This is a genomic window from Catellatospora sp. TT07R-123 (assembly GCF_018327705.1).
Lineage (GTDB): Bacteria > Actinomycetota > Actinomycetes > Mycobacteriales > Micromonosporaceae > Catellatospora.
On sequence record NZ_BNEM01000002.1, the window covers coordinates 3233371 to 3258887 of the forward strand.

Annotated in this window: 17 protein-coding genes; 8 read left to right on the forward strand and 9 right to left on the reverse strand. The window is 72.9% G+C overall.

Annotated features, from left to right (window positions below; genetic code table 11):
- Positions 1-44: 44 nt before the first annotated feature.
- The 9 genes from Cs7R123_RS34140 to Cs7R123_RS34185 form a co-directional block, all read right to left on the reverse strand.
- Complete coding sequence (locus Cs7R123_RS34140; protein ID WP_212832732.1) at positions 45-3308, reverse strand: discoidin domain-containing protein; 3264 nt, start codon at positions 3306-3308, stop codon at positions 45-47.
- Positions 3309-3577: 269 nt separating this feature from the next.
- Entirely contained in the window at positions 3578-6712 is a 3135-nt protein-coding gene (locus tag Cs7R123_RS34145; RefSeq protein WP_244872319.1) for a glycoside hydrolase family 95-like protein, read from the reverse strand.
- Between the two features lie 134 nt (positions 6713-6846).
- Complete coding sequence (locus Cs7R123_RS34150) at positions 6847-8004, reverse strand: polyprenyl synthetase family protein (RefSeq protein ID WP_212832734.1); 1158 nt, start codon at positions 8002-8004, stop codon at positions 6847-6849.
- Positions 8001-9374 carry an alkaline phosphatase family protein gene (locus tag Cs7R123_RS34155; RefSeq protein ID WP_212832736.1) on the reverse strand — a complete coding sequence of 458 codons (1374 nt, stop codon included), beginning with the start codon at positions 9372-9374 and terminating at the stop codon, positions 8001-8003. The genes Cs7R123_RS34150 and Cs7R123_RS34155 overlap by 4 nt, the downstream gene beginning before the upstream one ends.
- 1 nt (position 9375) lies before the next feature.
- Entirely contained in the window at positions 9376-10494 is a 1119-nt protein-coding gene (gene eboE / locus Cs7R123_RS34160; protein WP_212832738.1) for a metabolite traffic protein EboE, read from the reverse strand.
- A complete protein-coding gene (locus Cs7R123_RS34165) occupies positions 10494-11342 on the reverse strand; it encodes a TatD family hydrolase (RefSeq protein ID WP_212832740.1) in 849 nt (282 codons plus the stop codon). The genes eboE and Cs7R123_RS34165 overlap by 1 nt, the downstream gene beginning before the upstream one ends.
- On the reverse strand, positions 11342-12646 hold the full coding sequence (locus tag Cs7R123_RS40560) for a TIM barrel protein (RefSeq protein ID WP_244872320.1): 1305 nt from the start codon (positions 12644-12646) through the stop codon (positions 11342-11344). Before Cs7R123_RS40560 ends, Cs7R123_RS34165 begins: the two co-directional genes overlap by 1 nt.
- A complete protein-coding gene (locus Cs7R123_RS34180) occupies positions 12643-13482 on the reverse strand; it encodes an SCO3242 family prenyltransferase (protein WP_212832742.1) in 840 nt (279 codons plus the stop codon). The genes Cs7R123_RS40560 and Cs7R123_RS34180 overlap by 4 nt, the downstream gene beginning before the upstream one ends.
- Positions 13469-14608, reverse strand: a complete 1140-nt coding sequence (locus Cs7R123_RS34185) for an inositol-3-phosphate synthase (protein WP_212832744.1) — start codon at positions 14606-14608, stop codon at positions 13469-13471. The genes Cs7R123_RS34180 and Cs7R123_RS34185 overlap by 14 nt, the downstream gene beginning before the upstream one ends.
- Positions 14609-15052: 444 nt before the next feature.
- On the opposite strand from Cs7R123_RS34185, the gene Cs7R123_RS34190 reads away from it, so the two are divergent.
- The 8 genes from Cs7R123_RS34190 to Cs7R123_RS34225 all read left to right on the forward strand — a co-directional run bounded on the left by Cs7R123_RS34190 (position 15053) and on the right by Cs7R123_RS34225 (position 25507).
- Positions 15053-16222: a ThuA domain-containing protein gene (locus tag Cs7R123_RS34190; protein ID WP_212832746.1), complete on the forward strand. Its 1170-nt coding sequence runs from the start codon at positions 15053-15055 to the stop codon at positions 16220-16222.
- A gap of 140 nt (positions 16223-16362) precedes the next feature.
- Positions 16363-16857, forward strand: coding sequence for a SigE family RNA polymerase sigma factor (locus tag Cs7R123_RS34195; RefSeq protein ID WP_212832748.1), 495 nt, complete (start codon positions 16363-16365; stop codon positions 16855-16857).
- Positions 16854-17897: a hypothetical protein gene (locus Cs7R123_RS34200; RefSeq protein ID WP_212832750.1), complete on the forward strand. Its 1044-nt coding sequence runs from the start codon at positions 16854-16856 to the stop codon at positions 17895-17897. The genes Cs7R123_RS34195 and Cs7R123_RS34200 overlap by 4 nt, the downstream gene beginning before the upstream one ends.
- A 204-nt stretch (positions 17898-18101) precedes the next feature.
- Entirely contained in the window at positions 18102-19853 is a 1752-nt protein-coding gene (locus Cs7R123_RS34205) for an ATP-binding protein (RefSeq protein ID WP_374707054.1), read from the forward strand.
- An 11-nt stretch (positions 19854-19864) separates the two neighbouring features.
- Positions 19865-21025 (forward strand): exonuclease SbcCD subunit D, encoded by a 1161-nt coding sequence (locus tag Cs7R123_RS34210; RefSeq protein ID WP_212832752.1) that lies wholly within the window; start codon positions 19865-19867, stop codon positions 21023-21025.
- A complete protein-coding gene (locus tag Cs7R123_RS34215) occupies positions 21025-23502 on the forward strand; it encodes an AAA family ATPase (protein ID WP_212832753.1) in 2478 nt (825 codons plus the stop codon). Before Cs7R123_RS34210 ends, Cs7R123_RS34215 begins: the two co-directional genes overlap by 1 nt.
- A gap of 24 nt (positions 23503-23526) precedes the next feature.
- A complete protein-coding gene (locus Cs7R123_RS34220; protein ID WP_212832754.1) occupies positions 23527-24480 on the forward strand; it encodes a hypothetical protein in 954 nt (317 codons plus the stop codon).
- Positions 24481-24601: 121 nt separating this feature from the next.
- On the forward strand, positions 24602-25507 hold the full coding sequence (locus tag Cs7R123_RS34225; RefSeq protein ID WP_212832755.1) for a DNA-3-methyladenine glycosylase: 906 nt from the start codon (positions 24602-24604) through the stop codon (positions 25505-25507).
- Positions 25508-25517: the final 10 nt, after the last annotated feature.

Here is a 25517-nt window from a genome sequence, read left to right on the forward strand (position 1 = left end):
AGGTGGGGAGGCGGCCGGGCGGCCGCCTCCCCGAGGGGTGCGGCTCAGGAGCCGTAGACGTCGAACTCCCACAGCGAGTAGCCCCACTGGGTGCCGCGCTGGGTGCCGTAGACGCGCACGTAGCGGCCGGAGCCGGACAGCGTGATGTCGTCGCCGCCGCCGTCACCGGTGGTGGTGCTGTAGACCGTGGTCCAGGTGGCGTTGTCGGGCGAGGTCTGGATCTGGTACGCCTTGCCGAACGCGGTCTCCCAGCTCAGCACCACCCGGCTCAGCGACTTCACCGAACCCAGGTCCACCGAGATCCACTGCGGGTCGCTGTACGCGCTGCTCCACCGCGTGGTCGCGTTGCCGTCCACCGCACTCGCCCCGACCGTGCCGTCGGCGACGCTGGAGACGGCGGTGGGCTGGTTGCGCGACAGCAGCGTGCCGCCGCCCGTCGCCGGGGTCCCGTAGACGTTCAGGTCCCACAGCGAGTAGCCGTACTGGGTCAGCCCGCGCTGGGTGCCGTAGACGCGCACGTAGCGGCCGGTGCCGGAGACGGTCAGGTCGTCGACTCCCCCGTCGCCCGTGGTGGTCGAGTAGACCGTGGTCCACGCGCTGCTGTCAGGCGAGGTCTGCACCTGGTACGCCCGGCCGAACGCCGCCTCCCAGTTGATCCGCACCCGTTCCAGCGCGTAGGTCGCGCCCAGGTCCACGGTGATCCACTGCGGGTCGCTGGCGTACACGCTGCTCCAGCGGGTGGCGGAGTCGCCGTCGACGGCGTTGCCCGCGACGTTGGCGCCCGCCTCGGTGCTGGACACCGTCACCGGGCGGCCCTGGGCGCGGTCCGGGTTGGTGTCCGGGGTGCCGACGCCCGCGCCGGTGAACGTGTAGCTGTCCACGTCGAACAGCGCGCCGGTGCCGGTCCCGGAGAAGACCAGGTACAGGTCGTGCGTGCCGTCGTCGGGGCGGGTGACCGCGCCACTGACCTCGGTGTAGTTGTCCCAGCCGCCGGTGCCGGGCACCGTCAGGCGGGCGACCTCGGGGCCGGTCGGCGAGTCGTACCGGAACGACACCGTGCCTCCGGCGGCGGCCGAGCTCACCCGGGCCTTGACCCCGGTGATGCCCTTGAGGCTGACCGCGTGGTGGCGGACGTTCTCGCCGTTCTGGATGTCGCCGAGCCGCTTGCCGCCCTCGGCCGCGGCCTGGTCGACCACCTTCGGCCCGTTCAGGGTGACGAAGTGCTCGGCCTGCCACTGCTTGGGCCACAGGCTGAGCTGCTTCTCGCCGGTCAGCGCCACGGTGCCGCTCGCGCCCCGGTCGGTGTAACTGCCGCGCAGCACGAAGAACAGCACCGAGTCGGGCCCGGCGTGCACCGGGCCGGTGTTGACGGTGAAGCCGCAGCCGGTGCCCTGGCCCTCCTCGTGCGCGTGCTCCTGGTGCCCGAGCGCGGCCCGGACCACCACGTTGGCGCAGGCGATGGTGCCGTCCTGCGGGTCGGTGGCGGCGGCGGTCGAGGTGAGGTTGTCGCCCCAGTTGAACAGGCCGCCGTCGGGGACGCCGCCCACGGTCACCGTGGGCCGGTCGTTGCCGGCCACGATCGGGACCAGGGTGGTGCCGGAGCGGCCGGTGCCGTCGTTGACGGTGAGCCGGGCCCGCTTGTCGCCGACCGTGGTGTACGTGAAGCTCGGGTTGGCCGCCGTCGAGTCGGTGGTCCCGTTGTTGTCGAAGTCCCAGGCGTAGGTCAGCGGATCGCCATCGGGATCGGAGCTGCCGGTGCCGTTGAACTGCACGGTCAGCGGGGTCAGGCCGTTGTCGCGGTTGACCGTGGCCACGGCCAGCGGCGAGCGCCCGCCCGCCACGTAGTTGATTTTGTACAGCCCCGCCGCAGCGTCTCCGGAGAAGTAGCCGTTGCCGTACTCCAGCAGGTAGAGCGAGCCGTCGGGGCCGAACTCCATGTCGATCGGGTGCACCAGCGGCATGCCGGAGACCACCGGCTCGATCACGGTCGGGTTCCCGGTGACCGGGTTGCCGTTGTCGAACTGGATCTCCTTGATCCAGCTCCGGCAGTACTCCGTGATGATCAGCTTGTTGTCGTAGTAGGCCGGCCACTTGTACGGCGAGTTCAGCCCCGCGTTGTAGTGGTAGACCTCGGCGTGGTTGGGCGAGCCGCAGCCGCCCGGGTTGTCCAGCGCGGGCCACTCGCGGCTGCCGCCGTGCTGCTCCCACACCAGCGCCGACCGGGTCGGCGGGAGCTGCTGGAGGCCGGTGTTGCGGGGCGAGTTGTTGACCGGGCCGGTCGACCCGCCGCACGGGAACCAGCCGCGCGGGGCGTTGGCCGCGAAGTCCCAGTCGTTGTAGGCGGTGTTCGGGCCGCCGCAGTAGGGCCAGCCGTAGTTGCCGGGGCTGGTGGCACGGTTGTACTCGTCGTAGGCGGCCGGGCCCCGGTTGGCGATGGTGGCGCCCGCGTCCGGCCCGACCTCGCCCCAGTACAGGGTGTTGCCCGCCTGCTTGTCGACCCAGATCCGGTACGGGTTGCGGTTGCCCATGGTGTAGATCTCGGGCCGGGTCTGCGCCGTGCCGACGGGGAACAGGTTGCCCGCCGGGATGGTGTAGGTCCCGTTGCTCTCCGGGTGGATCCGGTTGATCTTGCCCCGCAGGTCGTTGGTGTTGCCCGCAGTGCGCTGGGCGTCGTACTGCGCGTCGCGGTCGGTGCGCTCGTCGATCGGGGCCATGCCCGCCGAGTCGCCGCCGGAGTTGGTGTTGTCGCCCACGGCGAAGTACAGGTTGCCGTTGGAGTCCCAGGTCATCGACCCGGCGGAGTGGCAGCACAGCCGCCGCTCGGTCGGCCACTCGATCAGCTTCGTCTCGCTGGCCGCGTCCAGCACCAGCGTCGAGGTGTTGAAGGTGAACCGCGAGATCCGGTTGACCAGCGGCGTCACCGCCGGGGAGTAGAACAGGTACACCCAGCGGTTGGTCGCGAACTGCGGATGCAGCGTGATGCCGATCAGGCCGTCCTCGAAGCGGGCGTCCAGCGCCAGCGTCAGGGCCACGGTCGTGGTCGCGGTGGCGGGGTTGTACAGGCGCACCTGGCCGCCGCCGGAGCTGGTGCCCCGGTTGATGTACAGAACCTTGCCGTCGGGCAGCACCGACAGCTCGATCGGCTCGCCCATCGACAGGCCGCCGTCGAGCTTGACCTTCTCGAAGCTGGTGGTGGACGGTGGCGCGGCAACCGCCGGTTCAGGGGCGGCGGTGACGGCGACCGTGAGCGAGGCCAGCAGCAGCGCGGCCGCGGTAGCGGCCAGGCCCCGGCGTGGACTTCGGACCATGGGGACACTCCGGTGGGGTGGGGGTGGGGTGGTGGTGCGTGCCGAGGACGCACGGACCACCCGCACCCCTGAGCCGGGAGACCGGCAGGGTCCGGAGCGACGGCGACCAGGCGGATGGCATTCGCGATCCCTCGGTACGTCCGGGGTCGACCCGGGTGCGGCAAGGGCTGCCTGCACCCGGGGCGAGGTCCCGGCCTCGGAGCCTGGTCGCCGAAGACCGCTCCGAGAGTCGTTGACGCGTGGGCCGGTCGGCCCCGCGGGCTTGGGGGCTATTGGGTGATCATGTCGAACTTCTCCCACGGGCCGATCGCGGTGCGGTTGGCGATCAGGGCGGCCGCGCCGCCGTTCTCCGCCGTCACGTAGCGGTTGTTGACCTGGGCGAGGAAGCTGACCGTGCCGTCGCTGTTGCGGACCAGGGTGAACGTCTCCCAGGCCCCGGCCGAGGCCCGGTTGGCGAGCAGCGAGTTGGCTCCGGCGTTCTCGGCACAGACGTACTGGCCGTTGGCGCGAGAGCGCAGCCACACCGAACCGTTGCCCCGGTCGACCACCTCGAACTGCTCCGTGGTGCCGACCGCGGTCTTGTTGGCGATGAGCGCGGTGGTGGCGTTGAGCGCGGACACCCACTGCCCGTTGGCCTGGGCCTTCAGGGCGACGTAGGTGGTGCCCGGCTGCGTGCCGCCGGTGGTGATCCGCAGCGCGTCCACGATCGCCACCGAGGTGGTCTTGTTGACGATGCGGATCGTGTGCTGCGCGTCGGCCAGCCCGGTCTTGGACCAGACCACCTGCTGCGCCTGGCGGGCGCCGGAGACGTTCAGGTTGACGTTGGCCTGGAACACGTTGTCCAGGTACACGTCGACGTTGCCCATGTCGCTGAACCGCTCGGACAGGTACTCGACCCCGGTGCCGGTGAACGTGTACGACGCCGCCGCGTTGACCGTGGTCGTGTGGTGGGTGTCGTCGTTGTAGTCGCCGTAGCCCCGGTTCGTGGTCTGGAACCAGTTCGCGTCGTAGGTGAGTTCGGTGTCGTTGACCAGCCCGCCGACCGCGCCGCCGGGCAGGCCCAGCGTCGAGGCGGTGTTGCGCAGCGACTTGACGTCGTTGTTCGGGCTGCCGGTGAGCGTGGTGGCGGAGTAGTTCGCCAGCGGCTTGGCGGTGCGCTCCAGCACGTACACGGCGTTGGCCGCGGTGCTGAAGGTGACCTCGGCCGCCGACGACGTGGTGATGATCGCGTTGTCAGACGTCCGCCGCACCTGGACCTGCTGGGTGCCCCACGGGTTGACCACCCGGGCGTCCTTGCCGAACTGGCTGCGCAGGCCGACGTACTTGATCTCACCGGCTTCGCGCTCGCTGCTGACCAGGAAGCCGTCCTGGGCGAGCAGGGTGAACCTGGTGACCATGGAGGAGTCGGTCGGCACGGCCGGGAAGACCCGGATCTTGCCGTTGTAGCTCTGGAGCAGCGACTCGTTCATGGCGACCAGGTGGATGCCCAGGTATTCGAAGACCCCGTTGGTGTTGTTGGTCATGCCGTTGGGGTAGTTCTGGTAGCGCTGGAGCATCAGCCGCATGCCGCTGAGCACCTGGTCGCCCAGGCCCAGGCGGGCCGCCTGCGCGTGGTCGTTGGCCCACACGTTGCTGTACGGGTTGGGCCGCACGTTCCACGTGTTGACCGCCGTGCTGTAGTCGGCGGCGCCGATACCGGTGCGGTCGTAGGGCCAGATCAGCTCGGCCGACACGTTCTCGCCGTTGCGCTGCTGCGCGGTCGGCGGGTCGTGCGGCAGCCAGGCGTTGTTGCTCACCTGGTACGGCCACAGGTTGTCGACCAGGTTCTGCCACCCCGCGCGCAGCCCCGAGTCGAGCCCGAGCTGCGTGCTGACCTGGATGGTCAGCGGGGCGAGCAGCCGCACCGCGGCCAGGTCCGTGATCGCGTTGTGCACGTCCCAGTAGGTCTCGTGCGCGTTCGACGTCGGCATCTGGTACTTGCCGTTCTGCAACTGGAACCGGTTCTGGTAGAACCGCAGCGCCTCGCGCATGTACGGGTACGCGACATCACGCAGGTAGGTGGTGTCGTTGGTGTACCGGTACTGGAGGTACATGTTGTACGCGGCCTCGGTGCCGGTGGAGTAGATGTCGTTGACGAAGTCGCTGCCGACGGTGCCGCGGGCGTTGCCGTCCCAGCCCATCGTCTCGGGCACCCACAGCGAGTCGGTGCCGTAGCGCGTCTGCGTGTACGCCTTCAGCGCGTTGAAGTTCCTGCTGTAGAGCCGGTTGAACCCGGCCATCAGGTCCGCGTGGTTGGAGGCGAAGAACGAGTTGTAGACGTCGCGCTGGTTCCAGTACCAGTAGCCGTTGCTCCACTTGGTCTGGTCGCCGGTGGCCCGGAACACGCCGTTGATGAAGTGGTACGGGTAGTTGCCGTACCCGCCCGCCGCGATCATGTACGTGGCCAGGTAGTACACGTTCTCCAGGTAGTCGGCGTCGCCGGCGGAGTTGGAGTACTGCACGAACGACTTCTGCCAGAACGAGTGCCAGAAGTTCTTGTAGTTGTTCAGCGTGGTGCCGTAGCCCGTCGACTTGACGGAGGCCAGCTGGTTCTTGGCCTGGGTCACCGAGTCCAGGTTCGGCGAGTTGAGCCGGCTGGCCGCGGTGAACCAGATGGTGTAGCTGCTGGTCGGGGTGATGCTCAGCCGGACCCGGGTCCCGTTGACCACCGACGCCGAGTACGACGCCCCCTCGACCGTGGCGGCGAAGGTGTAGCCGAAGTTGTTCGGGTCGGCCTGCCCCCGGCTGAACCAGGCGGCGGAGGAGTCCGAGCCGGTCTGCACGGTGCGCCAGGTGGTCAGGTTGGGCACGTCGGCGCTGTTGGAGACCCCGTTCGGGTCCCACAGGCTCAGTTCCAGAGTCGCGCCGGCCACGCCGCCGCGCGAATCGTCGACGTGGATGCCCATCACCTCGGAGTTGGGCGACCCCATGACGGTGACCGTCCGGTTGCCGTCGTACTTCGTGGTCAGCGTGCCGTCATAGAGCGACAGCCGCTGCTGGTAGGTGGTGTAGCCGCTGTCGAGCGACGGGCTGGTGTTGAAGTTCAGGTTGCCCGCGGCGAACGCCGACTGCTGGGACAGGTCGACGCCGGAGACCTGCATGGTCAGGCCGTTGGCCGACCAGGCCATGGCACCGGTGCGGCCGTTGCCGACGGTCAGGCCGTAGAGGGGGTTGGTGTTGGGCTTGTTGTAGACGAGGTCGTGCTTGGACAGGTAGCCGGCGTAGTCGACGTTGAGGGCGCCGGTGCCGGAGTTGAACGCTGCGTCGGTGGGCGAGGCGGTGGCCGGGCTGGCCGGGACCGCGGTGAGCAGGCCCGCCGCCAGCACGGCGGCGGCCGACAGGCGCGCGGCAATGCGTTGGCGCATGAGCTGGACCTCCCGGGGGACGGGGATCGGGTGAGGGTGTCAGCTGTGTTTCCGGAATCACATCTATGAAATATCCTATAGGATCTACAGTCGTGATCGGAAGTAACTCTGATACGCCATGAAATTTCGTGCTATCAACGGGATCGGTGCACGGCCGCGTCCGCCAGCCCCGACAGCTCCCGCCGCGCCTGATCGCCGAGCTCCCATGCCGCCAGTGCGAGCCGGGCCCGCCGGTGCGCCGAGCCGATCCGCCGCTCCACCGCGGCCAGCGCCCCGCACCCCGTCATCACCTCCCGCACCCGGTCGGCCCCCGCCTCGTCCAGCTCCGCGTCCCCCACGTGCGTACGCAGCACCTCCCGGTCCGCCCCCGCCGCCCGCGACCACGTCTCGGCCAGCAGCATCGTCGGCTTGGCCTGCCGCAGGTCGTCCAGCACCGACTTGCCGGTCAGCGCCGGGTCGCCGAACACGCCGAGCACGTCGTCCCGCAGCTGGAACGCCCGCCCCAGCGGCTCCCCGAACGCCGCGCACGCCACCAGTTCCCGCTGATCAGCCCCCGCCAGCGCCGCCCCGATCTGCAACGGCCGCACGATCGAATACCGCGCCGTCTTCAGCCGCACCACCCGCAGCACCCGCCGCGAGTCCGGCCCCGACGGGCGGTGGCCGGTGGCGGTGCCGAGCAGGTCGAGGTATTCGCCCGCCATCGCCTCGGTGCGCATCAGGGCGAACAACGACTGCGCCGTACGCAGGCGATCGGGTGCGGCGCCGCACTCGGCCAGCAGCTCCTCGGCCCACATCGCGCACAGGTCGCCGCAGAGCATCGCCGCGCCGCGCCCGAACGCCGCCGCGTCGCCGCCCCAGCCGTGCCCGGCGTGCCGCTGCGCGAACTCCTCGTGCAACGACAGGCGCCCGCGCCGGAAGGTGCTCGCGTCGATGATGTCGTCGTGGATCAGGGCGAAGCAGTGGAACAGCTCCAGCGCCGCGCCCGCGATCACCGCCTGCTCACCGTCGCCGCCCGGCGCGGGAGTGTCGGCCAGCCCGGCCAGCACCGCGGCGGCGTCGAACCCGGCCAGCCCGGTCCCGGCACCGGAATCGGCGCCGCCCAGGCCGTGCCAGGCCCAGTAGCACAGGGCCGGGCGCAGCCGCTTGCCGCCGTGCAGGACGAACCGGCGCGTGGTGGCGAGCAGGTCGCGCAGGTCGTCGTCGGTGCCGAACACCGCGCGGGCGGTGAGGAACCGGGCCAGCACCGCGTCCACCCGGGCGGGCAGCGTCGGCACGGCCGGGGCCAGGGTCATGACGCCACCCCCGCCAGCCGCAGCAGCAGCGCCTTGACCTCGGTCGCGGCGATGCGGTCGACGGCCGCGGCCGGGTCGGAGCACAGCAGCACGGGGGCGTCCTGGGCCGACGGGGGCAGCAGGCCGTGCGAGCCGCGGATCGCGTCGGCGCCCGCGTCGAGGCCGACGACGTTCATGCGGTACCGGAAGCCGAGCTTCTTGCGGACCAGGGCCTTGGCGGCGCGGGCCTTGGCCGCACCCGGGCCGGCCGGGTCGAACAGCAGCTCGGCGGGGTCGTAGCCAGGCTTGCGGTGGATCTCGACGTGGGTGGCGAAGTCGGGCGCGCGGGCGTCGTCGAGCCAGTAGTAGTACGTGAACCAGGCGTCCGGCTCGGCGAGCAGGACCAGTTCGCCGCTGCGCTCGTGGGCCAGGCCGTGCGCGGCCTTGCCCGCCTCGTCGAGCACCTGGGCGACGCCGGGCAGCCCGGCGCACAGCTTGGCGACCTCGGCGGTGTCGGCGGGGTCGCGGACGTACACGTGGGCGGCCTGGTGGTCGGCGACGGCGAAGGCGCGGGAGGTCCAGGGGTCGAGGTATTCCATCCCGTCCTGGGTGTGCACGTGCAGCAGCCCGGCCTCGCGCAGGGCGCGGTTGACGTGCACCGGCTTCGAGACGTCGGTGATGGCGTACTCGGACAGGGCCACGATCGCCGCGCCCCGGGCGGCGGTCGCGTCCAGCAGCGGGCCGAGCACCTCGTCGAGGTCGGCGGCGGCCTTGGCCGCCTGCGGCCCGGACGCGCCGAAGCGCTGGAGGTCGTAGTCCAGGTGCGGCAGGTAGACCAGGGTCAGGTCCGGGTCGCGGGTCTGCATCACGTGTACGGCCGCCGCCGCGATCCACGACGACGACGCGAGCCCCGCCCCGGGCCCCCAGTAGCTGAACAGCGGGAATTCCGGCAGCTCGTCGTGCAGCTCCGCCGGGACCGTGTAGCAGTCGGGCTCCTTGCGCCCGTCGGCGCGGTAGATCGGCCGGGGGGTGATGGTCCAGTCGACGTCGGCGCCCATGGCGTACCACCAGCAGATGTTGGCCACGGTGTAGCCGGGGCGCTCACGCCGGATCGCGTCCCACACCCGCTCGCCCTGGACCAGGGCGTGGTGCTGGCGCCACAGCAGCACGTCGCCGAGGTCGCGGAAGTACCAGCCGTTGCCGACGATGCCGTGGTCGGTCGGGGCCAGCCCGGTGAGGAAGCTGGCCTGCACGCTGCACGTGACGGCGGGCAGCACCGGGTCGAGCCGGGCGGTGAAGCCCGTCGCGAACGCCGCGCGCAGCCGGGGCATGTGCTCCAGCAGGCGCGGGCTCAGCCCGACCACGTCGAGCACCACCACGGGACGGTCCATCTCAGCTCACCCCACAGGTCGACATCTGGGCACGGGCGTACGCGAGCTCGGCGGCGATGCCCGCGGCCAGCCCGGCGTCGTCGGTCGGGCGGGCCGCCTTCGGCAGCACCTCCCAGGTGTACGTCTCCACCTCGAAGTGGTCGCACGAGCTGCCCGAGAGCAGCGCCGCCAGCCCCTCGGCCAGCACGGGCGTGCTCGCGGCCAGCGGGGCGGGCGGGGCGGCGTGCAGCGGGGCGTGGAAGTGCACCCGCCACGGGCCGCCCGCCGAGGAGGCCAGCGCCTGCGGCAGGTCGTCGAAGACGGCGCCGTTCGCGCTGCGGGTCTGGTGCAGGAACCGCGGCTCGGCGTAAGTCGCCAGCACCTCGGCCGCGTTCTGCGGGTCGTCGACCTCCAGGGCCGCCGACACCTGCACCTTCACCACCGGCACCCCGGCGGCGTCGAGTTTGGCGACGGCGTCGCGCGGGTCCTCCCAGGCGCAGGCGAGGTGGGCCAGGTCGACGCAGATGCCGATGCGGTCGCTGCCGACCCCGGACAGCGCGGCCACGGCCTGGTCGACGTTCTCGACCACGCAGCCGGGTTCGGGCTCCAGCGCGACCCGGATCTCGCGCTCGCTCGCCGCCAGGCTCTGCCCGAGCGCCCGCAGCTGCGCCCGCGCGGCCTGCCAGCGGGGCCGGTCCCACGGCTCGCGCCAGGCCAGCGGCAGTGTCGAGATCGAGCCGCGGGCCGCGTCGTCGGGCAGCAGGTCGGCCAGCACGATCGCCAGGTCCTGGGTGTAGCGCAGCCGCCGGGGATCGGTCCAGTCCGGACGGTAGACGTCGTGCTTGACCACGGGCGCGTGGAACGCCTGGTACGGGAAGCCGTTCAGGGTCACCGTCTCCAGCCCCCGGGCGGTCAGTTCGGCGCGCACCCTGCGCCGCAGCGCCGGGTCGGCGGCCAGCGCGGACGCGACCGGCGCGGCCAGCCACAGGCCCAGCCCCAGCAGGTCGGCGCCGAGGTGTTCGCGCACCGGGACCGCGAAGCGGTCCAGCTGCGCCAGCACCCCGGGCAGATCGTCGGCCGGGTGCACGTTCGTGCAGTACGCCAGGTGCACGGTGGAGCCGTCGGCTCTGCTCAGCCGCATCACGACCCCCCGCGCAGGATCGAGTTGCCCTCGTAGGTCGCCTCGCCGCCGACCCCGTCGAGGTCGAGCCGCTTGGACTGGCCGTAGAACTCGACCGGGTTGCGCCACAGCACCCGGTCGACGTCGTCCTCGCTGAACCCGGCCGCGAGCATCGCCTCGCCGGTGCGCAGGGTCAGCAGCGGGTCGGACTTGCCCCAGTCGGCGGCGGAGTTGACCAGCATCCGCTCCAGGCCGTGCTCGCGCAGGATGGCGACCATCCGCTCCGGCGACATCTTGGTGTCGGGGTAGATCGAGAATCCCATCCAGCAGCCGGAGGCGGCCACCTCGGCGACGGTCAGCTCGTTGAGGTGGTCCAGCACCACCCGGCCGGGCTCGATGCCGGACTCCTTGACCACGTCGATGCTGCGCCGGGTGCCGATGAGCTTGTCGCGGTGCGGGGTGTGCACGAGGGCGGGCAGGTCGGCCTCCAGGGCCATCGCCAGCTGCGCGGCGAAGACGTCGTCCTCCTCGGGGGTCATCGAGTCGTACCCGATCTCGCCGACCGCGACGACCCGGTCCTTGGCCAGGTATCGCGGCAGCAGCGGCAGGATCTCGCGGCAGCGCGGGTCGTTGGCCTCCTTCGGGTTCAGCGCGATGGTGCAGTGGTGCCGGATGCCGAACTGGCCGGCCCGGAACGGCTCCCAGCCCAGCAGCGCGTCGAAGTAGTCGGTGAACGACCCCGCGTTGGTGCGCGGCTGGCCGAGCCAGAAGGCAGGCTCGACCAGGGCGAGCACGCCCGCGGCGGCCATCGCCGCGTAGTCGTCGGTGGTGCGCGAGGTCATGTGGATGTGCGGGTCGAAGATGCGCATCACAGCAGCCTTTCCAGCAGGCGTACGGCGTCGGCGGGCATGGTCCGGCCGGCGGCTTCGCGCTCGCGCCGCAGGCCGTCGAGCATCCGGCCGAGCTCGGCGTCAGCCCGGCGGTCCAGGTCGTGCACCTGCGCCAGCGGCAGGCCCATGAACACGCTCTTGAGCACGGCCTGCCGCCATTCGGCGTCGGACAGCAGGTGCGCGCCCTGGCCGAGCGCGGCGGCGACCAGCCGGGTGTCGTTGCTGCGCAGCGCGTCGCGCAGCAGGTCGGCGGCGGGCCAGGTGCGCAGCACGGCCCGCTTCTCGTCGTTGTCGCCGTAGCGGTACAGGTCGGCGGACTGCTCGGGCGAGAGCGGCGCGACCTGGAGCAGCCGGACGCGGGCGTCCTCGGCGCCGTCGCGGCCGACGTGGCGGCGGACCGCGGGCAGCAGCACCGCCAGCGCCGCCGGGTCGCGGCGCACCCGGGCCAGGGCGTCGCCGAGCCACCGGGCCGCGCGCAGGAACGCGATCGACCGGGCGGCGACCTCGGGCGCGGCGTGCGAGTGCCGGGCCAGCTCGACCGCGACCAGCCCGTCGTAGCCGGTGTCGGCCAGCGCCCGCAGCACCGGCGGGAAGTCGATCTCGCCGTCGCCGAACTCCAGGTGCTCGTGCACGCCCCGGACCATGTCGTCGATCTGCACGTTGACCAGGTGCGGCCCGGCCTGCCGGACGCACTCGGGCACGTCGGCGGGCTCGTTGGCCCGGCAGTGCCCGATGTCGAGGGTCAGCCCGAGCCCGTCGCCGACCCGGTCGCGCAGCTCACGCCAGGTGGCCAGGGTGTCGACGAGCATGCCCGGCTCGGGCTCGAACCCGACCACCACGCCCCGCTGCGCCGCGTACGCGAGGACCTGGGCGCAGCCGTCGGCCAGCCGGTCCCACGCCAGCGCCTCGGGCACGTGCCCGGGGCGCACGCCCGACCAGCACGACATCGCCTGGGCGCCCAGGTCGGCGGCGATGTCGACGGCCCGCTTCAGGAAGTCGATCCGGGGCGCCGGGTCGTCGTGCAGGAAGGTCGGGCTGTGCTTGCGCCGGGGGTCGAGCAGGTAGCGGGCACCGGTCTCGATCACCGTGGACAGGCCGAGCTCCGCGAGCCGGTGCGCGGTCCGGTCGACCTGGGCGCGCAGGTCGGGGGCGTACGGGTCGAGGTGCCCGTGGTCGAGTGTCAGCGCCGCGCCCTGGTAGCCGAGGTCGGCGATGACCGCCAGGGCGTCGTCGAGGCGGTGGTTGGCGAAGCCGTTGGTGCCGTAGCCGAAGCGCAGGCTCATGTCGGCGACACCGCCCTGGCCAGCCGCGCCCCGGCCGGGGCACCGGCCGCGACCAGTGCCCCGGCCAGCGGCCGCCCCGACGCGGCGATCAGCGCGCCCTGCAACGCGGGCAGCGAGGTGATCCCCGCTCCGACCGCGGCGCGCACACGTCGGGCAGCCGGGTCGCGCAGCACGTCGCGCTGCGCCCGCCCGAACCGCAATGCGTACCAGCCCGCCAGCGCGACGGGCGCCCAGCCGCGCCGCCCGGTCGCCGTGTACGCGACGGCGGCGGTCCCGGCCAGGGTCAGCGCGGGCAGCGACCGGTCGGCGCCGGTCACCTCCCGGCGCGACAGCGCGGTGACGGCGTAGGTGTGGGCGGCGACGGTCAGCGCCGGGCGCACGGCCCGGCGCATCCGGCCGGTGCTGGCGCCCAGCAGCACGTCCAGCCCCCGGCACACCGCCATCGCGGCGGGCCCGGCAGCGGTGTTCTTGGCCTTCACGTCGTACGCCCAGACCGCCGCCGCCAGCACGGCGGCCGTGCCCAGCGTGCGGCGCCCGCCCGCCGCGGCGGCCAGTCCCAGCCCGGCCGCGGTCAGCCCGCCGGCGATCGCCAGCGCGGTGTTCGGCGCGATCCGCCCCGACGGGATCGGCCGCTCGGGGCGCTCGATCGCGTCCAGGTCGCGGTCGGCCCAGTCGTTGGCGGCCATCCCGGCCCAGTACAGGCAGACCGACGCGGCGGCCACGCCCGCGGTGCGCCCGTCGAGGCTGTCCGCGGCGGCGGCCCCGGCGATCGCGTCGCCGGGCACCGACAGCGCGGCGGGCGCCCGGACCAGTTCGGCCAGATCACGCAGCCGCATCCCAGCCCCCCGCCCACTCGCACAGGTCGCGCCACTGGTCGGCGAGCCCGTGCGGGACGTCGCCGAGCGGGTCCTTGAAGAAGAACGCGAGCTGCGGCAGCGGCCCGGCGTGCCCGTGCGCGTGCGCGGCGGCCGTCAGCCGGGCCAGGTCCAGCACCAGCGGTGCGGCCAGGGCCGAGTCGCAGCCGTGCCAGGTGAACTCCAGCCGCATCCGGCTGCCCAGGAACCCGCTGAACGTGATCAGGTCCCAGGCCGTCTTGAGGTCGCCGATGTCGGGCACGTAGTCGATGCGGGTCTGCCCCTCCGGCTCGTAGCCCAGCGTCTCCTTGAGCACCCGCTGCTTGCTGGCGACCTTGGCCGCGTTGGCGTCGGGCCGGGCCAGGTTGGCCCCGTCGCCGCCGCCGAGCAGGTTCAGCCCCGACCACGACCGCACGTGCAGGTTGCGCAGCGCGAACATGGGTGCGAGCACCGACTTCAGCAGCGTCTCGCCGGTCTTGCCGTCGTGCCCCGCGTACGGCGTGCCGGCCCGCAGCGCCAGCTCGTGCAGCGCGGGCAGCCGCGCCCCGGTCGACGGGGTGAAGTCCACGTACGAGCAGCCCGCGGTGAAGGCCGCGTACGCGTACAGCGAGCTGGGCGGGAGCACCTGGTCGGTGTGCAGCGCGGCGGCCAGCGCGTCGGGGTCGGCGTGCGCGGGGTGCGGCACGGCGGCCGCCTCGGTGGAGGCGACGTTGACCACCACCACCCGGGCCAGCCCGTGCCGCCGCTGGAACTCCACCAGGTCGGCGGCGATGCGCACCGCCGTCTCGTGCTGGGTGGCGCCGTGCGGGGCGCAGCGCACCTCGGCTTCGACGGCGGCGAGCTCGCCGGCGACGGCGGCGACCACGGATGCGGGGAGCACCCCGGCCGCGACCAGCGCCTGGGCCTTCTTGTCGAGGCCGAGCTCGACGACGTCATGGCCGCCGATCACGAGGTCGGCCAGGGTGGGCAGCGCGGCGTCGCGCAGCGGGGGCAGTTCGGTCACGCAGCCGGTCGGTTCGGAGAGTCCCGCGCGGACGGCGAGCGCGCCGACGATGGCGGTCACCGCCACGGCTCCACGCGCTCCGACGAGCCACAGTCCAGTACGCACAGGGCCTCCTGTTACGCCTAAGTAGCGGCCATATTAAATCCGTCTAGGTAAAAGTTTCTAGATAGACGAGCGTACTTTTTCAGGATCTAGCAAAAGTTGGCCTCTGGCTGGCAATACTGCGCGCCTAGCTGACAGAAGAAACGGCTAAAATAGGGCAGACCACTGCCGTCGGCGGCCGTGCGGCGCTCGAACCGCTCTTCCCTTCGCGACCAAGATCCCTATAGGATGTTTCACGGATGTCAATGTCCACTTGGAGCCTCGGATCGGCGACCCGGCTCCGGTTCACGGGCGCCCGCCCGCGAACGGCATGAAGGATGCTCCGTGTCTGTGTCGCCGCGTTCCCTTTTGCCCGGCCCCGACCCCGGCCGCCAGACCGGCGCGTCCCCCTCCCGCCGCGTACGGCGCCCGGCCGGACGCGGCACCTCCCTGCGAAGGAGCGGGCACATGCGCAAACGCCTCCTGTCCCTGGCCGCCGCACTCGTCGCGATGGCCGCGACGATGCTGGTCGGCCCGGCGACCCCGGCAGCGGCCGCGCCGCTGACCAAGGTGCTGGTCTTCTCGAAGACCGCCGGTTTCCGGCACTCGTCCATCCCCAACGGCATCGCCGCCATCCAGGCCCTCGGCTCGGCCAACGGGTTCACGGTCACCGCGACCGAGGACGCCGCCCAGTTCACCGCCGCGAACCTGGCCCAGTACCAGGTCGTGGTGTGGCTGATGACCACCGGCGACGTGCTGGACGCGACGCAGCAGACCGCGTTCCAGAACTACATCGCGGCCGGCGGCGGCTACGTCGGCGTGCACGCCGCCGCCGACACCGAGTACGACTGGCCCTGGTACGGCGGCCTGGTCGGCGCCTGGTTCTCGTCGCACCCGGCGATCCAGACCGCTCAGGTGCGCGTCGAGACGCCGGTCAACGTGTCGACGGCGCACCTGCCGTCGGTGTGGACCCGCTCCGACGAGTGGTACAACTACCGCACCAACCCCCGGTCGGCCGTCCGGGTGCTGATGAACCTCAACGAGGCGTCGTACACCGGCGGCACCATGGGCGACCACCCGATCACCTGGTGCCAGAACTACAGCGGCGGCCGCGCCTGGTACACCGGCCTCGGCCACACCGAGGCCAGCTACACCGACCCCAACTTCACCAAGATGCTGCTCGGCGGCCTCCAGATCGCCGCGGGCGCCGTCGCCGCCGACTGCTCGCCCGTCTCGCAGCCGGTCTCCGGCACCACCATCAAGGCCCGCGCCAACAGCAAGTTCGTGACCGTGCCCGGCGGCGGCACCGGCAACCTGATCGCCAGCGCCGCCACCGCGGGCACGCTCGCCGAGCGGTTCGACCTCGTCGACCTGGGCAGCGGCAACGTCGCCCTCAAGTCCAAGGTCAACGGCATGTACGTCTGCGCCGAGAACGGCGGGGCCAACCCGCTGATCGCCAACCGCGCCGCCGTCGGCGCCTGGGAGACGTTCGCCCTGGTCCGCAACAGCGACGGCACGATCAGCCTGCGCGCCCAGGCCAACGGCAAGTACGTGGTGGCGGAGAACGCGGGAGCGGCCGCGCTCATCGCCAACCGTGCCGCGATCGGCGCCTGGGAGAAGTTCGACCAGGGCAGCTGAGCGCGGGCAGTCCACCGCCCGGGGCCGGCGTACCAGCATCCGCCGGCCCCGGGCGGTGCCGCGCGCCAGCCCGCCGCGGCGGGCAACCCTCGGATCGGGCCGACTGGTATTACCGGCGACCTAATCCATTGGGAGGACCGGTGACGCGCAGCGACACCTTCGCGGAGTTCGTGGCGACCCGCTCGCCGCGGCTGCTCCGCACCGCCTACCTGCTCACCCACGACTGGGGACTCGCCGAGGACCTGCTGCAGACCAGCCTGGCCAAGGCGTGGAGCGCGTGGCGCCGGATCGACGCCGATCCGGAACCGTACGTGCGGCGCATCGTGATCAACACCTATTCCACCTGGTGGCGGCGCCGCTGGCGGGCCGAGCACCCGACCGAGCACCCGGCCGAGTCCGTGCTCGCCGACCACGGCGACGAGGTGGCCGCCCGGGACGAGATCTGGCGGGCGCTCGGCCGCCTGCCCCGGCGCCAGCGCGCGGTGCTGGTGCTGCGGTATTTCGACGACCTCAGCGAGGCGCAGATCGCCGAGCTCATGGGCGTGTCCGTGGGCACCGTCAAGAGCCAGCACGCCAAAGCCCTGTCCAAGCTGCGGCTGGACGACTCGCTGACGCTGGAGGGAGCGGCGCGATGATCGACCTCAAGGAACTGCTCGACCAGCGGTCCACCCCGCCCGCCGACCTGGTCCAGCACCTGCGACTGGGCACCGTACGCCAGCGGATCGACGTCCGGCGCCGCCAGCGGGTCGGCGGACTCGTCGCCGCGGTGCTCGTCCTGGGCGCGATCGGGTACGGCCTCACTCCCGCGCCAGGCGACGGCGGCCCGGCACAGCAGACCGGCTCGACCGCCGGTTTCCCGCAGCACCTGCACGGCGCCCGCGTCATCGCGGCGGTCCGCTCCCGGCCCTGGCAGAACAGCGTCACGCTCGACTTCGTCTCGCCCGGTCTGGGCACGTACCTGGTCTTCACCGACTGCACCGGGGCGCCCGGCGTCGACCTCGAAGGGGAGCTGGTCGTCGGCGGCGAGGTCCGCCAGACCGGCCGCTGCGGCGACGGCCTGACCATGACGTGGCAGATCGCGGAGGACCGGAAGGGACGGGACCTGAGCATCAGACTCCGCGTGGTCGCCACCGAGCGCGGCACGGGCAGGTCCGCCGCGTTCCCCGACGGGGCGACCGTCGCCGTGGCGGTGGGGGTGCCGGTGCTGCGCTCGGCGTACCCGCTGCCCGAACGGCCCGCCGTCCTGGCCGAACCCGCCGGTCCCCAGCAGCTGCTGGCTGCCTGGGAGCCCCAGTCGCTGCCACCGCCCAGCCCGGGGACGTTCACCAAGACCCTGGACACCCGGCTGTGGCTTCGCAGCGACCCGGACGACCCGCTGCTGCCGCGGACCGTGACGGTGCGCTCGGGCGACCGCTATTCCTTCATCAGCCAGTCGCTGACCCCCGGGTCGCTGCGGCTGCGGGTCGACGGGGTCGACGTGCGGACCGAGGACTGGTGGGACTACGACGCCGACCTGCACGTGTACACGGTCGACCTGACCCTGGCGCCCTACCACTCGGGCAAGGGCAGGGACATCACGCTCACGGTGACCCCCGACCAGGTGACCGGCGCCTGGCAACTGCTGGTCCAGGCGGACACCCCGCTGCCGCCCGCACCCCCGCCGCCCCGCCCCTGACCGCCTGCTTCCATGATCGATGTCTGCGGTCCGAAGGTTCGCTCATGGTCTATCTTCTGACCGCAGACACCGATCATGGCGGCGGAGCACGCCCGGCCCCGCAACCTGGAGGTTGCGTCGGAGGGGCGACAGTTTCGCGGTACTGGTCACTGCGGCGGGGCTTCGAGGCTGGCTTTGTCACCGGTGCCCGCTATGGTCGTGCGGGTGAGTGGACAGCAGCCGGGCACACCCGTCGGACGGGTGCTGGGTACCGAGGACGCGAGCCCGCTGACCTTCTGGGTCGCGGTCGCCGACGGGTCATACCTCCAGCTCGACGATGTGGTGGTGACCCAGCGGCCGCTGCCGGACCAGGGCATGGTCACCATCGCCGGGGTGGTGACGAGCGTGCGCGCCCGCCACGAGGGCGCGAGCTTCGACTCCGACGTGTTCGCCATCGCCGACGGCATGCTCCCCGCCCAGGTGCAGGAGGCGGCCGAGGTCACGGTGACCCGCGTCGACCCCGAGGTGTACGTGCCACCGCTGCCCGGCTCCGTGGCCTACCGCGCCGAGGGCGCGGCGCGCGACGGGGCGCTGTCGTTCGACCGGATGCAGCGCCGCCTGCCGATCGGCACCGGCCGCGACGGGGCGCCGGTCTACCTCAACGCCGACTTCCTCGACGGCAGCCGGGGCGCACACGTGTCCATCTCCGGCATCTCGGGCGTCGCCACCAAGACGAGCTTCGCCACCTTCCTGCTGTACTCGGTGTTCCGGTCCGGGGTGTTCGGCGGCGACGCGGTCAACACCAAGGCGCTGATCTTCAACGTGAAGGGCGAGGACCTGCTGTTCCTCGACCACCCGAACACCCGCCTGGACGAGAAGACGCGCGCGGCGTACCACCGGCTGGGGCTGGAGGCGGCGCCGTTCCCGCAGGTCAGCGTGTTCGCCCCGGCGCGGGCCGGGGACCCCACGGGCAGCCCGGACGTGGCCAGCCGCCTCACCGGCGTCGACCCGTTCTACTGGACGCTGGACCAGTTCTGCACCGACCGGCTGCTGCCGTACGTGTTCGCCGACGCCGACGACGAGCGGCAGCAGTACACGATGGTGGTCCACTCGGTGACCGCGCAGCTGGCCAAGCACGCGGTGCCCGCCGACGGCGGCATCACGCTCGACGGCAAGCGCCTGTCCAGCTACGAGCAGCTGGTCGACCACCTGGTGGAGCAGCTCAACGACGAGGACACCCGGGGTCACTGGGCGGGCAGCTCGGTCGGCGTCGGCACGATCAACGCGTTCGCCCGGCGCCTGATCAACAGCAAGCGCGACCTGGCCCGCCTGATCCGGGGCGACCTGCCCGAGCGCCGCGCGCACAGCATCTCCACCGCCGAGAGCGCCCAGGTCACCGTGGTCGACCTGCACAACCTGCCGGACCGGGCGCAGCGGTTCGTGGTCGGTGTCACCCTCAAGACCGAGTTCGAGCGCAAGGAGAAGGCGGGCACGGCCAAGCCGCTGCTGTTCGTGGTGCTCGACGAGCTCAACAAGTACGCCCCCCGCGACGGCTCCAGTCCGATCAAGGACGTGCTGCTCGACATCGCCGAGCGCGGCCGCTCGCTGGGCGTGGTGCTGATCGGCGCCCAGCAGACCGCCTCGGAGGTGGAGCGGCGCATCGTCGGCAACTCGGCGATCCGCGTGGTCGGCCGCCTCGACCCGGCCGAGGCCGGGCGCCCGGAATACGGCTTCCTGCCCCCGGCGCAGCGCCAGCGGGTGCTGCTGGCCAAGCCCGGCACCATGTTCGTCGGCCAGCCAGAGATCCCGGTGCCGCTGGCGGTGGAATTCCCGTTCCCGGCCTGGGCGACCCGGCCCAGCGAGGCCGGTCCGGCGCCCCGGGCGACCCTGGCCAGCCTGGTCAGCGCCACCGACCCGTTCGCGGTGGTCGGCTCCGGCGCCCGCAACGGCCTGTCCGACGACGAGATCCCCTTCTGAGAGGGCCGCCTGTGAAGATCCTGCACACCTCCGACTGGCATGTCGGCAAGGTGCTCAAGGGGCGCTCGCGCGTGTCCGAGCAGATCACCGCGCTGTACGCGGTGGTCCAGGTCGCCCAGGCCGAACGCCCCGACCTGATCATCGTCGCCGGCGACCTGTTCGACGTGGCCGCGCCGTCGCCGGAGGCGACGAAGGTGGTGACCCGGGCGCTGAGCGCGCTGCGCGCCACCGGCGCCGAGGTGCTCGCCATCGCGGGCAACCACGACAACGGCGCCGCCCTGGACGCGCTGCGCTCCTGGGCCGACGCGGCCGGGATCATCCTGCGCGGCCGGATCAGCGAGCACCCCGCCGACCACGTCGTCTCCGGCACCACGCCCGGCGGCGAGAAGTGGCGCTGCGTGGCCCTGCCCTTCCTGTCCCAGCGGTACGCGATCCGCGCGCTGGAGATGTTCTCGCTGACCGAGGCCGAGGCGCAGGCGACGTACGCCGATCACCTGGCGCGGCTGCTGGGGCGGCTGGCGACCGAGGCGTTCACCGAGCCGGACACGGTCAACCTGGTCACCGCCCACCTGACCGTCACCGGCGGCACCATGGGCGGCGGCGAGCGCGACGCCCACTGCATCCTCGGCTACTCGGTGCCCGCGACGGTGTTCCCGGCCAACGCGCACTACGTGGCGCTGGGCCACCTGCACCGGGCGCAGCTGCTGCCCGGCCCGTGCCCGGTCCGCTACAGCGGCTCGCCGATCGCCGTCGACTTCGGCGAGGAGGAGAACCGGCCGAGCGTGACGATCGTCGAGGTCACCGCGCAGACGGCCGCCAAGGCGCGGGTGGTGCCGCTGGCCGACGCGGTCCCGCTGCGTACGCTGCGCGGCACGCTCGCCGACCTCGCGGTCATGGCCGAGCAGCTCGACGACGAACCCTGGCTGCGGGTGTACGTGGCCGAGCCGCCCCGCGCCGGCCTGCGCGAGCAGGTGCAGGAGCTGTTCCCCCGCGCGCTGGAGATCCGGGTCGACCCGTCGATGCTGCCCGACGCGGCGGCCCGCAACGCCCGTCCCCGGCACACCGGCCGCAGCGCCCCGGAGCTGTTCGGCGACTACCTGAAGCACCGCGGCCACGCCGACGAGGCGACCCGCTCGCTGTTCGAGCGGCTGTACACGGAGGTGAGCGGCTAGTGCGCCCGCTGCGGCTGGACCTGCGCGGCTTCACGGTGTTCCGGGAGCCGACCACGGTCGACCTGACCGACTGCGACTTCTTCGCCCTGGTCGGCCCGACCGGTTCGGGCAAGTCGACCCTGCTGGACGCGATCTGCTTCGCGCTCTACGGCACCGCCCCGCGCTGGGGCGGCGGCAAGAGCGTCGCGCACGCGCTGGCCCCGTCGGCGTCCGAGGCGGCGGTCCGGCTGATCTTCGAGGCGGCCGGCACCCGGTACGCGGCCACCCGCGTGGTCCGCCGGGACGGCAAGGGCCGGGTCGCCACCCGCGCGGCCGGGCTCCAGGCCCTGTCGCCGGGCTTCGACGCGTCCAGCCTGGACGGCGACGACCTGCTCGACGAGCTGGGCGAGGCGCTGGCCGGGACCCCGGCCGAGCTGGACCACGCCGTGGCCGACGTGGTGGGCCTGCCCTACGACCAGTTCATCAAGTGCGTGGTGCTGCCGCAGGGCGAGTTCGCCGCGTTCCTGCACGCCCGCCCGGCCGAGCGCCAGGAGATCCTGGTCCGCCTGCTGGGCCTGGACGTGTACGACAAGGTCCGCGAGCGCGCAGCCGCCCTGGTCACCGAGGCCACCGGCAAGCTGGCCGCGACCGAGCCGGTGCTGGCCGAGCTGACCGCCGCCTCCTCCGACGAGGCCCTGGCCGCCGCCGAGCAGCGGGTGGACGCCGCCCGCAAGCTGTCCGCCGACGTCGAGGCGGCCCTGCCCACGCTGGCCCAGGCCCAGCGCGACGTCGACCTGGTCGCCGAGGCCACGACGCTGGCCGAGCGCCGGTTGACGGTGCTCACCGCCGTGGTCGCCCCCGCCGAGGCGGCGACGCTGGCCGGGGCGGCGAAGCAGGCGTCCACCGCCGCCGCGGACGCGGCCGTGGTCGCGGGCACCGCCGAGGAGGCCGAGGACAAGCTGCGTACGCAGCTCGACGACGCACCCGACCCGACCGTCCTGCGGGGCCTGCTGGAGGCGCACGTCCAGTCGGGGCAGCTGGCGGCCAAGCTCGCCGAGCTGGACGCGGTCGCGTTGCAGGCCCGCGAGGTGCACGAGTCGGCGCTGGCCGCCCAGCGGACCGCGACCGAACGCGAGCAGTCCGCGCAGCACGGCCTCGACCGCGCCCAGCAGGCGATGCTGGTGGCGCAGACCTCCGACCGGGCCGCCTGGCTGCGCCGCGACCTGGTCGCCGGGCACGACTGCCCGGTGTGCACGCAGCCGGTGGCCAAGGTCCCGGCCATGCCCGACCAGCCCGCGATGAACGCGGCGAAGAAGGTCGTCGCCGAGGCCGAGCAGGCCCTGGCCAACGCCCGCACCGGCCGGGCCGAGCTCGACCGCCGGGTGCTGGAGGCGGCCAAGCGCCTGGACCAGGCCACGGTCCGCCGCGAGGAACTGGCCCGGCGCGCGGGCGAGGTCGCCCGGATGCTGGAGGGCGCGGCGCCGGTCCCGACGCTGCGCGCCGACCTGGCCTCGGTCGAGGGGCTGCGCGCCGAGTTCACCGAGGCGCGCGGGCGGCTGCGCGAGGCCCGCGAGGTCCAGCGGGCGGCGGCGGCCCGGTCGCAGCAGGCGACCGAGCGGCTGGCCGCGGCCTGGCGGCACTTCGACGGCGTACGCGACACGGTCGCCGCGCTGACCCCGCCCCCGGCCGACCGCGACGACCTGGCCGCGGCCTGGTCCGCCCTGGCGGGCTGGGCCCGCGAGCAGGCGGCCGCCGCGCAGGCCGAGCGCGACGGCGAGCGGGTCCGGCTGGACGCCGCCCGGCAGCGGGCCGCCGCGGCGCTGGCCGCGCTCGACGAGCTGTTCACCGCGGCCGGGCTCCCCGTACCCCGCCCCGGTGCGCACCAGCGCGACGCCGCCGTGGCGGTCGAGCGGGCCGTCAGCGGCCACGACGTGCTGCTGGAACGGCGCGCCCAGGCCGAGGCGCTGCGCGCGCAGCGGGCCGCGGTCGAGGCCGACCGGCAGGTGGCCACGGCGCTGGCCCAGCACCTGCGGGCCAACAACTTCGAGGCGTGGCTGCTCCAGGAGGCGCTGGACGCGCTGGTCGACGGCGCGTCGGCGATCCTGCGCGAGCTGTCCGCCGGGCAGTACGACCTGATCCACGACGACCGCGAGTTCTTCGTGGTGGACCACCACGACGCGGGACTGCGGCGTACGGTGCGGACGCTGTCGGGCGGGGAGACGTTCCAGGCGTCGCTGGCGCTGGCACTGGCGCTGGCCGACCAGCTCGGCGGCCTGTCGCCGACGGCGAGCCTGGAGTCCATCATGCTCGACGAGGGCTTCGGCACCCTCGACGCGTCCACCCTGGACACCGTGGCCGCGACTCTGGAGAACCTGGCCGCCGGCGGCGACCGGATGGTAGGGGTGGTGACGCACGTGCAGGCCCTGGCAGAACGCATTCCGGTACGTTTCGAGATCACGAAGGATGCGCGAACAGCCCGTGTGGAAAGGCTGGGTTAGCCGGATTCTGGTACACAGACTGTCATGAAGTTCCATGTGGACGCCTGGGATCCGGGGTTCGGCACCAGCCTCGACGCCGCCGAACGCGGCCCGGCCGAGACCAGCTCCGCCAAGCTCGACGCCGAGATCGAGCTCCCGGCGGGGGCGTGGCGTCCCCTGGACACCCCGCCCGGCGTGGCCGCCCCCGAGACCGTGCTGCTCGTCGACGGCGTGCGCCGCACCGACGCCCGGCTGTGGATCGAGGACGCCGACGGCGTGACCCGCCCCGGCCTGGCCTGCTCGTACGCGGCGGGCGTGGTGCGCTGCGAGCGCGCCGGGGCCAGCGTCACCGGCGTGAAGGTCGAGCGGACCCTGTTCACCGCCGCCGAGCGGGCCTCTGATGTGGACTGCGGCCAGGCCGCGCGCTACCGGGCCGAGTCCATCATCGGCGCGGACGAGGGCGACCTGTCCAACGGTGTGCAGCGGGCGCTGACCGAGCTGGAGATCGCGGTGTCGCGCCAGCTGCGCACCGACGGCGACCTGCTCATCGTCGACGGGCCGCTGCGCAGCCGCGACGCGCTGCCGCGCACGCTGGGCTACATCAAGACCCAGCAGAAGCAGTACCTGCCGGACCGGCTGATCAGCGTGGTCGCGGCCCTGCGCCCGGCGCAGCGCACCCCCGTCTTCCGGATCACGGGCGTCTACGAGCGCCTGACCTGGTATCTGCGCCTGCCGCACGCGGGCGGCTCGCCGTGGGCGGGCATCGTGCGGGTGGAGTGCTCGGCGGAGGTGCCCGACTACGAGGCCGTGGAGCTGGCCGACCTGTCGACGGCCACGATCCCGCGGTACGCGTCGCTGCCGTACAAGGATCCGCGGGCGCCGCAGAACCTCGTACCCATCGCGGGTCTGGAGCGCAAGCTGCGCCACCTGCTCGGCGACGGCAAGCTCCTGCACCGCCACCTGGTCATCGCCGCCCAGCGCACCACCCCCGCCGCCTGACGCCGCGCCGCGGATTCGTGCAGTTTCTGGGAAAGTGCACGAATCCGGACCAAGATTCCCGCACTTTCTCCGAAACTGCACCACCCCGACGGGCGGGAGGGCGGCGGAAGGTGGCAGATTCGTGGGGGTGAGCAGGGAGTGGGAGCTGCCGGAGCGGTATGACATCGCCGGCACGCTCGCGCAGCTCAGCCTCGGCCGCCACGACCCGTGCAGCCGCTGGGTCGACGGCGTCTACTGGCTGGCCGCGCGCACCCCGGACGGACCCGGCACGCTCGGCCTGCGCAAGGCGGACGGCAGGCTGGCCGCCACCGGGTACGGGCCGGGCGCCGCCTGGCTGCTCGACCGCGCCGACGCCATCGCCGGGCTGCGCGACGACCTCACCGGCTTCCGCACCCTCGCTCAGGCGCACCCGCTGGTCGCCCGCCTGGCCCGCGACTTCGCCGGAGTGCGCCTGCCCGCCACCGGCCTCGCCTTCTCCCGCCTGCTGCGCGCCGTATGCGAGCAGAAGGTCACCGGCACCGAGGCCTACCGTGCGTACGCGGCGATCGTGCGCCACTTCAGCACCGCCGCACCGGGTCCGGTGGAGCGCCTCTACCTGCCGCCCGACCCGGAGGTGATCGCGGCGGCGCCGTACTGGGAGTTCCATCCGCTGGGGCTGGAGCAGAAGCGGGCCGACACGCTGCGGCGGGTCGCCGCGCAGGCCGCGCGCCTGGAGGCGTGCCCCGACAGCGCATCGCTGACCGCGCGGCTGCTCGCGATCCGGGGCATCGGGCCGTGGACGGCGGCCGAGGCGGCCGCGGTGGTGCACGGCGACCCCGACGCGGTCAGCGTCGGCGACTTCCACCTGCCCAACTTCGTCTGCTACGCCCTGGCCGGCGAACCCCGCGGCACCGACACCCGCATGCTGGAACTCCTGGCCCCCTTCACCGGCCACCGCGGCCGCGTCTGCCACCTAATCGAACTATCCGGCATCACCGCCCCCAAATACGGCCCCCGCCACCCCCTCCGCACCTTCCGCACCTTCTGACCAGCCCCCC